This is a genomic window from Amycolatopsis sp. cmx-8-4, from assembly GCF_046548675.1.
Classification (GTDB): Bacteria; Actinomycetota; Actinomycetes; order Mycobacteriales; family Pseudonocardiaceae; genus Amycolatopsis.
Map to the genome: position 1 here is coordinate 593,168 of NZ_JAEBDZ010000001.1, position 12,320 is coordinate 605,487.

The 12,320-nt window shown below is 70.8% G+C and carries 13 protein-coding genes; 11 read left to right on the forward strand and 2 right to left on the reverse strand.

Annotated features, from left to right (window positions below):
- Positions 1–12: 12 nt before the first annotated feature.
- Positions 13–597 carry a TetR/AcrR family transcriptional regulator gene (locus ACLJQZ_RS02910; protein WP_410618590.1) on the forward strand — a complete coding sequence of 195 codons (585 nt, stop codon included), beginning with the start codon at positions 13–15 and terminating at the stop codon, positions 595–597.
- Between the two features lie 55 nt (positions 598–652).
- Here ACLJQZ_RS02910 and ACLJQZ_RS02915 read toward each other — a convergent pair whose 3' ends face one another.
- Complete coding sequence (locus ACLJQZ_RS02915; RefSeq protein WP_410618401.1) at positions 653–1,801, reverse strand: citrate synthase 2; 1,149 nt, start codon at positions 1,799–1,801, stop codon at positions 653–655.
- 279 nt (positions 1,802–2,080) lie between these two features.
- Here ACLJQZ_RS02915 and ACLJQZ_RS02920 point away from each other — a divergent pair, with 279 nt between their 5' ends.
- From ACLJQZ_RS02920 to ACLJQZ_RS02950, 7 genes are all read left to right on the forward strand, one after another.
- On the forward strand, positions 2,081–2,383 hold the full coding sequence (locus tag ACLJQZ_RS02920) for an urease subunit gamma (RefSeq protein WP_328448361.1): 303 nt from the start codon (positions 2,081–2,083) through the stop codon (positions 2,381–2,383).
- Positions 2,384–2,461: 78 nt separating this feature from the next.
- Positions 2,462–2,794 (forward strand): urease subunit beta, encoded by a 333-nt coding sequence (locus ACLJQZ_RS02925; RefSeq protein ID WP_410618402.1) that lies wholly within the window; start codon positions 2,462–2,464, stop codon positions 2,792–2,794.
- A 12-nt stretch (positions 2,795–2,806) separates the two neighbouring features.
- Positions 2,807–4,522 (forward strand): urease subunit alpha, encoded by a 1,716-nt coding sequence (locus tag ACLJQZ_RS02930; RefSeq protein ID WP_410618403.1) that lies wholly within the window; start codon positions 2,807–2,809, stop codon positions 4,520–4,522.
- Positions 4,522–5,202: an urease accessory protein UreF gene (locus ACLJQZ_RS02935; protein WP_410618404.1), complete on the forward strand. Its 681-nt coding sequence runs from the start codon at positions 4,522–4,524 to the stop codon at positions 5,200–5,202. The genes ACLJQZ_RS02930 and ACLJQZ_RS02935 overlap by 1 nt, the downstream gene beginning before the upstream one ends.
- Positions 5,192–5,896 carry an urease accessory protein UreG gene (gene ureG / locus ACLJQZ_RS02940; protein WP_247058385.1) on the forward strand — a complete coding sequence of 235 codons (705 nt, stop codon included), beginning with the start codon at positions 5,192–5,194 and terminating at the stop codon, positions 5,894–5,896. The genes ACLJQZ_RS02935 and ureG overlap by 11 nt, the downstream gene beginning before the upstream one ends.
- The gene (locus tag ACLJQZ_RS02945) at positions 5,893–6,588 is read left to right on the forward strand and encodes an urease accessory protein UreD (RefSeq protein WP_410618406.1); all 696 of its coding nucleotides are present in this window, start codon (positions 5,893–5,895) and stop codon (positions 6,586–6,588) included. The genes ureG and ACLJQZ_RS02945 overlap by 4 nt, the downstream gene beginning before the upstream one ends.
- A 305-nt stretch (positions 6,589–6,893) precedes the next feature.
- Positions 6,894–7,604, forward strand: coding sequence for a TetR/AcrR family transcriptional regulator (locus ACLJQZ_RS02950; RefSeq protein ID WP_410618408.1), 711 nt, complete (start codon positions 6,894–6,896; stop codon positions 7,602–7,604).
- Between the two features lie 46 nt (positions 7,605–7,650).
- On the opposite strand, the gene ACLJQZ_RS02955 is transcribed toward ACLJQZ_RS02950, so the two are convergent.
- Positions 7,651–9,336: a purine-cytosine permease family protein gene (locus tag ACLJQZ_RS02955; protein ID WP_410618409.1), complete on the reverse strand. Its 1,686-nt coding sequence runs from the start codon at positions 9,334–9,336 to the stop codon at positions 7,651–7,653.
- A 229-nt stretch (positions 9,337–9,565) separates the two neighbouring features.
- On the opposite strand from ACLJQZ_RS02955, the gene pdxH reads away from it, so the two are divergent.
- The 3 genes from pdxH (at position 9,566) to ACLJQZ_RS02970 (ending at position 12,293) form a co-directional block, all read left to right on the forward strand.
- Positions 9,566–10,243, forward strand: a complete 678-nt coding sequence (gene pdxH, locus ACLJQZ_RS02960; protein ID WP_247058377.1) for a pyridoxamine 5'-phosphate oxidase — start codon at positions 9,566–9,568, stop codon at positions 10,241–10,243.
- 210 nt (positions 10,244–10,453) lie between these two features.
- Positions 10,454–11,719 (forward strand): MFS transporter, encoded by a 1,266-nt coding sequence (locus ACLJQZ_RS02965; RefSeq protein ID WP_410618591.1) that lies wholly within the window; start codon positions 10,454–10,456, stop codon positions 11,717–11,719.
- 25 nt (positions 11,720–11,744) lie between these two features.
- On the forward strand, positions 11,745–12,293 hold the full coding sequence (locus tag ACLJQZ_RS02970; protein WP_410618410.1) for a DUF3558 family protein: 549 nt from the start codon (positions 11,745–11,747) through the stop codon (positions 12,291–12,293).
- The last annotated feature ends 27 nt before the right edge of the window (positions 12,294–12,320 follow it).

The window sequence follows — 12,320 nt, forward strand, 5'->3', positions numbered from 1 at the left end:
CGGCCGCGGCGGATGTCGCCGCAGGCGCGTCGCGACGACCTGATCCGCGCCGCGCTCGACCTGTTCGGATCGCGGCCGCCGGAACTGGTCACGGTGGACGACATCGTCGCGGCGGCCGAGGTGTCGCGGCCGCTGTTCTACCGGTACTTCCCCAACCTGCGCGAGCTGCAGGTGGAGGCGCTGCGCACGGTCACCGACGGGCTGATCGACGGCCTCGCCGGGCTCGAGGAGGGGCCGCCGGAGGCGCGGCTGCGCGCGGCCGTCCGCGGCCTGGTCGACGTCGCGGACAACTACCGCGCGGGCTACATCGCCTTGCTGCGCAGTGGTTCCGTGATCGCGACGTCGGAGACGAACGCGGCCGTCGACGCGGTCCGCAACCGCGCGGTCGCCCTGATCCTCGACGCGCTCGGCGTCACGGAGCCGTCGCCCCTGACGCTGCTGACCCTGCGCTGCTGGACCGCTGTCGTCGAAGGCGCCCTGCTGAGCTGGCTCCAGGAACGCACCGTGCCCCGAGAATCCCTGGACGGCTGGCTCGTCGACCAGCTCACCGCGATGCTCGCCGCCACCGCCGCCCACGAGGTCACCGCAAAGCCGTGAAGGACTCCTTCCCGGCCATAAGAGCCGGTAAGGAGTCCTTCACGGACAACGGCGGTCAGTGCTGGGTGACCAGGTCCCAGCCTTCGACGTCCTGCGGGGTGCGCGGCGCCGGGCCGATGTACTTGGCCGACGGCCGCACCAGGCGGCCGGTCCGCTTCTGCTCCAGGATGTGCGCGGCCCAGCCGGCGGTGCGCGCCGAGCTGAACATCGACGGCATCATGTGCGGCGGGACCTGCGCGAAGTCCAGGATCACGGCGGCCCAGAACTCGACGTTCGTCTCGATCGGGTGATCCGGACGGCGCTCGCGCAGCTCCTTCAACGCGGCCTGCTCCAGCGCCGCGGCGACCTCGTAGCGCTCGGCGCCCAGCTCCTGGCAGGTGCGCCGCAGCACGCGGGCCCGCGGGTCCTCCGCGCGGTAGACGCGGTGGCCGAAGCCCATCAGCCGTTCCTTGCGGTCGAGGATGCCCTTGACCAGGCCGGCGGCGTCACCGGTGCGTTCGACCTCTTCGATCATCGGCAGCACGCGGGCCGGAGCGCCGCCGTGCAGCGGGCCGGACATCGCGCCGATCGCGCCGGACATGGCCGCCGCGACATCGGCGCCGGTCGAGGCGATGACGCGGGCGGTGAAGGTGGACGCGTTGAGGCCGTGCTCGGCGGCCGACACCCAGTAGGCGTCGAGGGCCTTGACGTGGGCCGGGTCCGGCTCGCCGCGCCAGCGGATGAGGAAACGCTCGGTGATCGAGTGGGCCTCGTCGACGCGGGTCTGCGGGACGGCCGGCTGGCCGATGCCGCGGGCCGACTGCGCGACGTAGGACAGCGCCATCACCGAGGCGCGGGCCAGCTGCTCACGGGCCTCTTCGTCGGTGATGTCGAGCAGCGGGCGGTAGCCCCAGATCGGGGCGAGCATGGCCAGCGCGGCCTGGACGTCCACCCGGACGTCACCGGTGTGCACCGGCAGCGGGAACGGCTCGGCGGGCGGGAGGCCGTGGCCGAACCGGCCGTCCACGAGAAGGCCCCACACGTCGCCGAAGGTCACCTTCCCGGCGAGGTCTTCGATGTCGACGCCGCGGTAACGCAGGGCACCGCCGTCCCGGTCGGGTTCGGCGATCTCGGTGTGGAAGGCGACGACGCCTTCCAGACCCGGTCGGAAGCCGTCGTCGGGTTGGCCGGACGGCTGTGGCTTGCTGATCGTGGAGGTAGTCACTGTTTCGCGAAACCTTTCGGTGCGCTTTCTTCCCCGGCTGGTCGCGCTGACGGGATACGCACGGAAAGCGCGCACCATCGCACGGATGGATAGACCTTGCTCCCTCGATCGCCGGGGGGCAATCGAAAGATGTGGTGGTTTCGGTCACGATTACGAGAACGATTCAGTCACCCAAGCCGTCCGGCAGGAGAATTCTTCGCCACGGACTGTGACGAACCCCAGGTAAATCCTGTGTTTCCGAACCGGGCGCGGCTGTGGTCCGGGTGATAGACCTGACTGATGCACCTCAGCCCCCAGGAGCGCGACAAGCTGCTGATCCACGTGGCGGCGGACGTCGCGCGGAAGCGGCTGGACCGCGGGGTCCGGCTCAACTACCCGGAGGCGGTCGCGCTGATCACCGACCACGTCCTCGAAGGCGCCCGCGACGGCCGCACGGTCAGCGAGCTGGTCGCCAGCGGCCGGACCGTGCTCGGCCGGGCCCAGGTCCTCGACGGCGTGCCGGAGATGGTCGACTCCGTGCAGGTCGAGGCGACTTTCCCGGACGGCACGAAGCTCGTGACCGTGCACGACCCGATCGTCTGACCGCCCGCCGGTCGTGAGTGCGTAACAGTGTTCTAACACTGTTACGCACTCACGACCCCCACTTGAGAGAAGAGCCGGATGCGTCCAGGCGAGATCATCCCCGGTGCCGAACCGGTCGAGCTGAACCCGGGTCGCGCGCGCGTCCGGCTGCTCGTGCGCAACCTCGGCGACCGGCCCGTGCAGGTCGGCTCGCACTACCACTTCGCGGCCGTGAACCCGGGCCTCGAGTTCGACCATGACGCCGCCCGCGGGCACCGGCTCGACGTCCCGGCCGGCACGTCGGTGCGGTTCGAACCGGGCGTCGAACGCGAAGTCGATCTCGTCCCGCTCGCCGGCGCGCGCCGCGTGCCGGGGCTGCGGTCCGAATTCTCGGGGTCGTTCGAGGTACTCCCTCCCGCCGAGAACGCATAGGAGCTGCCTGAAATGCCGCAGATCGACCGCGAGCGCTACGCGGAACTGTTCGGCCCGACCACCGGCGACCGGATCCGGCTCGCCGACACCGACCTCCTGATCGAGGTCACCGAAGACCGCTCGATGGGCCCCGGCGGTTCCGGCGACGAGGTCCTCTTCGGCGGCGGCAAGGTGATCCGCGAGTCGATGGGCCAGGGGACGGCGACGCGCGCCGAGGGCGCGCCGGACCTGATCATCACCGGGGCCGTCATCCTCGACCACTGGGGTGTCGTCAAGGCCGACGTCGGCGTCCGCGACGGCCGGATCGTCGGGATCGGCAAGGCGGGCAACCCGGACACGATGGACGGCGTCGACCCCGCGCTCGTCATCGGCCCGTCGACGGAAGTGCTGTCCGGCAACGGCAAGATCCTCACCGCGGGCGGCATCGACTGCCACGTCCACTTCATCTGCCCGCAGCTCGTCGACACCGCGCTGGCCGCCGGACTGACCACTTTGGTCGGTGGCGGCACCGGGCCGAACGAGGGCACGAAGGCCACCACCGTGACACCCGGCGCGTGGAACCTCGGCCGGATGCTGTCCGCTATGGACGGTTACCCGGTCAACGTCCTGTTGCTGGGCAAGGGGAACACCGTCCGGCACGAGGCGCTGCGCGAGCAGCTGGCGGCCGGCGCGGGCGGGTTCAAGCTGCACGAGGACTGGGGCACGACACCCGCCGCGATCGACGCCTGCCTCACCGTGGCCGACGAGTCCGGCGTCCAGGTGGCCATCCACACCGACACCTTGAACGAGGCCGGCTTCCTGGAGTCCACTGTGGACGCCATTGGCGGGCGCTCGATCAACGCGTACCACACCGAAGGCGCCGGCGGCGGGCACGCGCCGGACATCATCCAGGTCGTCTCGCTGCCGAACGTGCTGCCGTCGTCGACCAACCCGACCCGGCCACACACCGCGAACACCCTCGACGAGCACCTCGACATGCTGGTCGTCTGCCACCACCTCAACCCGTCGGTGCCCGAGGACCTCGCCTTCGCCGAGAGCCGGATCCGGCCGACGACCATCGCGGCCGAGGACGTCCTGCACGACCTCGGCGCCATCTCGATGATGAGCTCGGACTCGCAGGCGATGGGCCGGATCGGCGAGGTGATCATCCGGACCTGGCAGACCGCGCACGTGATGAAACGCCGTCGTGGCGCGCTGCCCGGCGACGGCGCGGCCGACAACCTGCGCGCCCGTCGTTACGTCGCCAAGTACACGATCAACCCGGCCATCGCGCACGGCATGGAGACCGAGATCGGCTCGGTCGAGGTCGGCAAGCTGGCCGACCTGGTGCTGTGGGAGCCGAAGTTCTTCGGTGTCCGGCCGCACGTGGTCCTGAAGGGCGGGTTCCCGGCGTGGGCGGCGATGGGCGACGCGAACGCGTCCATCCCGACGCCGCAGCCGGTGATGGCGCGCCCGATGTTCGGCGCCAACATCGGCGCCGCGCTCAGCCTGCACTTCGTCGCGCCGGAGGCCCTCGACAGCAACCTGCGCGAGACGTTCCGGATCACGCGGCCGCTGGTCGCCGTCTCGAACATGCGTGCGCGGACCAAGGCGGACATGGTGCTCAACGACGCCACGCCGGACGTCCGGGTCGAGCCGGACAGCTTCGCGGTGCACGTCGACGGCGAGCTGATCGAGCCGCAGCCGGTGACGGAACTGCCGATGGCCCAACGATACTTCCTGTTCTGATGGACCTTTCGGCACTCATCCTCGCGGACTCGCGCTTTCCCGGCGGCGGGCACGTCCACAGCGGCGGGCTCGAAGAAGCCGTCGCGCGCAAACTGATCAAGTCCGAAAGGGACCTGCCGGGATTCCTTTCCGGACGGTTGCGGACGGCGGGCTTCCTGGCGGCGGTGTTCGCGGCGGCGTCGGCCCATGCGGCCGCGCGGTCCGTCGCGAGTGGACACTGGTCCCGGTTGGACGCCGAGCTGGACGCGCGGACGCCGTCGCTCGCGCAGCGCGAGGCGTCGCGGGCGCAGGGGCGGGGGACCGCGCGGGCCGGGCGGATCTCCTGGCCGTCACCGGTGCTCGTCGCCTTGGTGAAGGAAACCCCGCGGCCGCACCACCCGATCGTGCTGGGTGCGCTGGTCGGCGTCGCGGGCGGCGCGCCCTACGACGCCGCGATGGCCGTGGCCTACCTGGCGGTCAGCGGGCCCGCCAGCGCGGCGGTGCGGTTGCTGGGGCTGGACCCGTTCGCCGTCAACGCCGTCGTCGCGCGGCTCGACCTGCGGTCGGTGTGCGAGACCGCGGCCGCTGTCGCCGGCGACGACCCGGCGTCACTGCCTGCTCCCGGGTCACCCGGGTTGGATTTGTTCGCCGAGGCGCACGCCCGGCATCACCAGGAAGAGGTGCGTCTCTTTGCCAGCTGAAGGCCACGGTCACGGGCATTTCCACGAGGTCAACTTCGACCCGACGGCCGCCGAACCCGACCACTACGACCCCGCGCCGACGGCCGGGCGCGCGTACCGGATCGGCATCGGCGGCCCGGTCGGCTCGGGCAAGACGGCGCTGACCGCGGCGCTGTGCCGGGCGCTGGGCGACGAGGTGAACCTCGCCGTCGTCACCAACGACATCTACACGACCGAGGACGCGGACTTCCTGCGGCGGGCTGGGGTGTTGGACCCGGAGCGGATCGAGGCGGTGCAGACCGGCGCGTGCCCGCACACGGCGATCCGCGACGACATCACCGCGAACCTCGACGCCGTCGAGCGCCTGGAGGAGAAGTTCGCCGGGCTGGACCTGGTGATCATCGAGAGCGGCGGCGACAACCTGACCGCGGTGTTCAGCCGCGGGCTGGCCGACAGCCAGGTGTTCGTGGTCGACGTCGCGGGCGGCGACAAGGTGCCGCGCAAGGGCGGCCCCGGCGTCACGACGGCGGATCTGCTGGTGATCAACAAGATCGACCTCGCGCACCTGGTCGGCGCGGACATGGACGTGATGACGTCGGACGCGCACCGGATGCGCGGCGAGCTACCGGTCATCACGCAGTCCCTTGTGGACACCCCGGATGCGCCGGCGGTGGCGGACTGGGTCCGGTCGCTGCTCCCGGTCCGCGCCGGGTGAAGGCCCACGCCCGGCTGACGGCGTGCTTCGACGGCTCGCGCACGATCCTGCGCGAGCTGCGCTCGATGGCGCCGTTGACGCTGTTCCCGCGCCGCGGCGGCGGCCGGACGGCGGTGGTCCACCTGGTCAACTCGGCGACGTCCCCCTTGGGCGGCGACGACCTCCGGCTGACCATCCGCGTCGGCCCGGGCGCGTCCCTGCGGCTCTCCGGCGTCGCGGCCACCTTGGCGCTGCCGGGCCTGCACGGCGAGGGCTCACTGTCCACAGTGGAGGTTTTGGTGGCCGAGGGCGGCCGGCTGGAGTACCTGCCGGAGCCGACGGTCATCACGGCCCGCGCCCGGCACACCGCCGTGTTCCGGGCGTCGCTGGCGGACGACGCTTATCTGCACACGCGCGAGGTGCTGGTGCTGGGCCGGGCGAACGAGAAGCCGGGCACGCTCACGACGTCACAGCAGGTCACGCGGGGTGTGACGCCGGTGCTGCGCCAGACGCTGACGATCGGCGACTCCACATTGGACGCTAGCTTGGCCCACCTGGCGGGCCGCCGGGTCCTGGCCACCGACTTGGAAGTGGGTGGCCAGGAACTTCCGGCGGCCTCCGGTGAGTGGTGGTCCCGCACGCCGCTGGCCGCGGGTGGCACCCTCACGACCTCGCTCGCGCCGGACGCTGTCACGGCGCTGGCGCCGTTCTGAGCAGCCCCCGATTTCCACGCTAACGGAGGGCGCCGACAGTTTCGGGTGAACGTGGTGGACGTGCCGCCGCTCGCCGGGGAAGACCCCCTGCGCCGTCCCCGGCGAGCGGAAGTTGTCGAATGATTGGTCCGTGGGTCCCGCGAAAGCGTTTGCGCGAGCGCGATGCGCTCGTTCTCGATACCGTGCGCGCGCAGGCTCGGCGTCGTATGCGGCGGCCGAATCCACGGGATCTTTGGTAACGAAGATTTTCACAATTTACTCACCCGGGTAGGATCTGGCAATCCCTCGGAAGGAGGAGAGAACCGGTGGCTCGCACGTACGGCGGGGTCGCGCCCGAGCAACGTCGTGCCGATCGCCGTCAACGGCTGCTCGTGGCCGGGCTCGAGCTGTTCACCTCCACCGGTTTCCGGCACACCAAGATCACCGAGGTGTGCGCGCGGGCCGGCGTGTCGACGCGGAACTTCTACGAGGAGTTCACGAGCAAGGAGGACGTGCTCCGCACCCTCCACGACCAGATCAACAGCCTGGCGCTCGCGCACGTCACCGCGGAGCTCGACAAGGTCGCCGACGCCGACGCGCTCACCCGCATCTCGAAGCTGCTGGACGTCTTCATCGCGACGGTCACCGTGGATCCCCGGATGCCGCGCCTCAACTACGTCGAAGCGGTCGGCGTCAGTGCCGAGCTGGAGGCGCAGCACCAGGTGTGGGTCGACCGCTGGGCGAACTTCATCGCCGCCGAGGCGAACCGCGCCGCGGAGCACGGCGTCGTGCCCGTGCGGGACTACCGGCTGACGGCGATCGCGCTGGTCGGGGCGGGCACCGGGCTGCTGCGCGAATGGCAGGCGCACGACCCGCCGCTGCCGGTCGAAGAGATCGGCGCGGAGTTCCGCGCGATGATGCTGTCGGCCATCATGCGGCCGGAAAAGATCTTGGACATCGAGGGCAACCGCGCCGCCGCGGCCGACGTGGAACAGTCGAGCCGGGAGGGGGATCCGGGGGGAACCCGGCCAACGTGAAGGCCCGCTCACCGCTGCGGACGCGGTGAGCGGGCCTTGACGGACTTTACGCCTGGCGGGCGGTGGGAATGCCCAGCGAAACCGGACCCGTCGTCTGGCACAGGTCGTGGCAGCTGTTGTCGAGCGTGCAGCACAGCGAGCAGATCGGCCCGCTCTGCTTCGCGCAGTCGGCGACGTCCGGCAGTTCGTACGGATCACCGCAGACCGAGCAGGTGTACGTCGCCCGCAGGTCGACGTCCTGCTCCGGCCCGGCCACGGTGTTCGGCCGGGCCAGGTAGTACTTCCCGCGCGTCACGACGGCCAGCGTCGGCACCAGCACGATCGCGATGACCAGCGCCAGCAGCGGGCTGAACGCGGCCAGGAACGGCCCGAAGGCCCCGAAGTACGCCGCGATCGACACCGTCGAGGCGACGAGCATCGAGCCGAACCCGACCGGGTTGATCTTGTGCAGGTAGGCCCGCTTGAACTCGATGTACTTCGGCGAGAGCTCGAGCGGCTTCGCGATCACGAGGTCCGCGCACACCGCGCCGATCCAGGCGATCGCGACGTTCGAGTAGAAGCCCAGGATCTTGTTCAGGAACCCGAACGCGCCGAACTCCATCAGCGCCAGCGCGATGCCGCAGTTCACCAGCACGTACCAGACGCGGCCCGGGTGCTTGTGCAGCACGCGGGAGAAGAAGTTCGCGAACGACAGCGAGCCCGAGTACGCGTTGGTCGTGTTGATCTTGATCTGCGAGACGACGACGAACAGCGCGGCGAACGTCAGCGCGACCGGCCCGAGGGCCGGTTTCACCGCTTCGACGTACGGCGCGATCGGTTCGAGCGCGGCCGTCTCGCCGACGACGCCGAGTGCGAGGAACGCCAGCAGCGCGCCCCCGATCTGCTTCGCGGCCCCGAGGATCACCCAGCCGGGCCCGGCGGCGAGCACCGCGGCCCACCAGGCCCGCTTGTTCTCCGCCGTCTTCTCCGGCATGAACCGCAGGTAGTCGGCCTGCTCGCCGATCTGCCCGATCAGCGACAGGGCGACACCCATGCCGAAGCCGAACCCGATCGCGGAGAACCCGGACCCGGCGCCATCCGTGCCGCCGAAGGCCGCGAAGTCGGCGAAGCGGCCCGGCTCGCGGACCAGCACGACGATGAACGGCAGCACCAGGCCGGCGAGCCACAATGGCTGCGTCCAGGTCTGCATCTTCGCCACCGCGCCCATGCCGTAGAGCGCGAACGGCAGGACGATCAGCGTGGCCAGGAGGTAGCCGACGGCCAGCGGGATGCCGAGGGCGAGCTCGAAGGCCTGGCCCATGATCGAGCCTTCGAGCGAGAAGAAGATGACCGTGAAGCTGGCGTAGACGAGCGAAGTGAGCGTCGACCCGAAGTAGCCGAAGCCGGCTCCGCGGGTCAGGAGGTCCATGTCCACTCCGGACTTCGCGCAGGCGGCCGCGATGGGCACGCCGGTCGTGAAGATGACGACGGCGGCGGCGAGGATCGCCAGCACCCCGGAGGTGAAGCCGTAGGAGAGCACGATGCTGGCGCCGATCGCGAAGTCGGCGAGGTAGGCGATGCCGCCCAGCGCCGTCGTCGCGACCACGAACGGTGACCATTTCCGGAACGAATGAGCGGCGAAGCGCAGTGAGTAGTCCTCGCGGTTCTCATTCGCCGCGAGTGGTGCGTACTGGCGTTTCGGTGGGGCCGTTTCGGGAGTGCCTTCTGGGGCGTTCGACAGGATCTCGGTCATGCCTGCCTCCGGGGGTGGTGGGGAACGGGCCGAAAGATAGGCGCGCCCTTTATCGATCCCGGTCCGGGAGGTAACGCGGGCGTAAATGCTTGCTGACGGGTGGTTACGGCTTGATGGCGCCGAAGTCGTGTCGGGAGTCACCGTTCAGTGGGTTCCGCTGCAGCTCGCGAGGCCCTAACGTCACCTGGACCCAAGTGTCAGGGCCCCGACCGGGTACGGAGGTTTGGCGATGATGCCGGAGATCGAGGACAAGGTGGAAGACGCCGTGGTACGCCTGCCCGGGATGCGCGTCGCCTACGACGGCGCCGCGTTCGACGAGTCGGCGCTGGCGGCCACGTGGACCGACCAGTTGCAGGGCTGGCTGAACCAGGCCGTCGCCGCCGGGATCGCCGAACCCAACGCGATGGTGCTGGCGACCGCGGACGCCGAAGGCCGCCCGTCGTCCCGCACCGTGCTGTGCAAGGGCCTCGACGAACGAGGTGTCGTGTTCTACACGAACTACACCTCGTCGAAGAGCCACGACCTGACCGCGACGCGCTACGCGTCGGTGACCTTCCCCTGGTACCCGCTGCACCGCCAGGTCCACGTCCGCGGCGAGGTCGAGAAGGTCGGCGTCAAGGAGACGGCGGAGTACTGGGCGCAGCGGCCGCGCGGCTCGCAGCTCGGCGCCTGGGCGTCCCCGCAGTCCCGCGTCGTCGACGGGCGCCGCGCCCTGGAGACCGCGCTGCACGGCATCGAGCGGCGCTTCGCCGACGTCGAGCGGATCCCGGCCCCGCCGCACTGGGGCGGCTGGCGGATCCGGCCGGACCTCGTCGAATTCTGGCAGGGCCGCGAAGACCGCATGCACGACCGCCTCCGCTACATGCGCCACGAGGACGGCTGGAACATCGAGCGCGTCGCCCCCTGACCGGGTTGTACACAGCCGGGCCGTGATGTGGACAACCCGGCCCGGCTGTGGCTTTTCCGCACTTCCGGTCGGCCGGCCCCGATAAACTGGGTGCGGGGCCGAACCCCCGGAGAGGGCGGGGGGTGCTCGCGGCCGCGGCGACGAAAATCACGCGACCGGGGATAGTTAGCCGAGCTAAGCTCATTGGTTGTGAGTGATCAACGGGGGACCTTGCCGCCCCGCACGGGTATCCGCGGGCTCCTCGGTCGCATCATCGTCGACACCCGGCCGCTGAAGATCCCGGCCTTCCGCCGGCTCTGGCTGTCCACTGTGGTCACCGCGGTCGGCACCCAGCTGACCGCCGTCGCCGTGCCCAAGCAGGTCTTCGACCTCACCGGCTCGTCGGCGTACGTCGGCCTTTCCGGGCTCGTCGCGCTGGTCCCGCTGCTGGTCTTCGGGCTCTGGGGCGGCGCCATCGCCGACGCCGTCGACCGGCGGAAACTCCTGTTCGTCACGAACGTCGGGGTCGCGATCACGTCCGCGCTGCTCTGGCTGCAGGCGTTCCTGAACTTCGGCTCGGTGTGGCTGGTGCTCGCCCTGCTGGCCGTCAACCAGGCGTTCTTCGCGATCAACATGCCGACGCGCGGCGCGGTCGTCGCCCGGCTCGTCCCGCCCGAGCTGCTGCCGTCGGCGAACGCGCTGAGCAGCACGATGTCGACGTTCGGCGCCGTGTTCGGCCCGCTGATGGCCGGCGCGCTGATCCCCGTCCTCGGCCTCTCGACGCTCTACCTGATCGACGTCGTCGCCCTGACGATCACGCTCTTCGCGGTCTGGCGGCTGCCGTCGATCCCGCCGCTGAACGGGCCGTCGCGGCGCGCCGGTGTCCGCGACGTCGTCGACGGCTTCCGGTACCTCGCCGGGCAGAAGATCCTGCTGGCCTCGTTCGTCGCCGACATCATCGCGATGGTCTTCGGCATGCCGCGCGCGCTGATCCCGGAGATGGCCGAACGCACCTTCGGCGACCCGCCCGGCGGCGGCCCGGCGCTCGGCTGGCTCTACGCCGCGCTGCCCGCGGGCGCGATGGTGATCGGGCTGTTCTCCGGCTGGCTGACGCGCATCCACCGCCAGGGCGTCGCGGTCGTCATCTCGATCTGCGCGTGGGGCGCCGCGGTCGCCGGGTTCGGTCTCGCGCACTCGCTGTGGCTCGCGGTCCTCTTCATGGCGGCGGCCGGCGCCGCGGACATGGTCAGCGCGGTCTACCGGATGGCGATCCTGCAGACCGCCACCACCGACGAGATGCGCGGCCGGCTCCAGGGCGTGTTCACCGTGGTCGTCGCCGGTGGCCCGCGGATCGCCGACCTCACCCACGGCTGGGGCGCCGCCGCGTTCGGCACCGAAGTCACGGCGACCGTCGGCGGATTGCTGGTGATCGTGCTGGTCCTGGCCGCGATGCTGGTGCTCCCGGCGTTCTGGCGGTACCGGGCGCCGACGGCTTAGGGCGCTTCCGGCTACTGTGCAAAGTATGCGTATCGCAGTCGCTTTGGTCGCTTTTGCCGCTTTGACCGCCTGCTCCGCCGAGGACAAGCCGGCGCCGGCGCCCAGCTCGTCGTCGCCCGCGCCCAAGCCGAGCACGAACGCCGCCGCGGCGGCGCTCGACCCGTGCGCGCTGCTGCCGGCCGCGGCCGTGTCGAAGGCGCTGTTCCTGGACAACCTCACGGCGGTGCCGGGACCGGTGCAGGACAACGCGACCAGCGGCGGCAAGGCCCGCACCTGCGAGTACAAGCTCGACGACAAGGCCGCGGGCGCGCTCGCGGTGACGCGGTACGACGGCCGCCAGGCCAAGCCCGCCGACATGGTCGCGTCGATCAAGAAGGCCAAGGCGGGCGCCCAGGACATCGCCGGGTTCCCGGACGGCGCGGTCTACTACGTCGACGAGCAGAAGACGGCCACCCTCGCCGCGGCCGAGCTGGTGTCCGGGACGCCGGTGCTGATCAACTACACCGGCCCGGCGAAGATGACGCCGGAGCAGCTCGCGCCGCTGGTCAAGGCCGCCCTCGCGGCCAGCAACTGAGCTGTGACGGGGCTTCGCCCCGGCCGG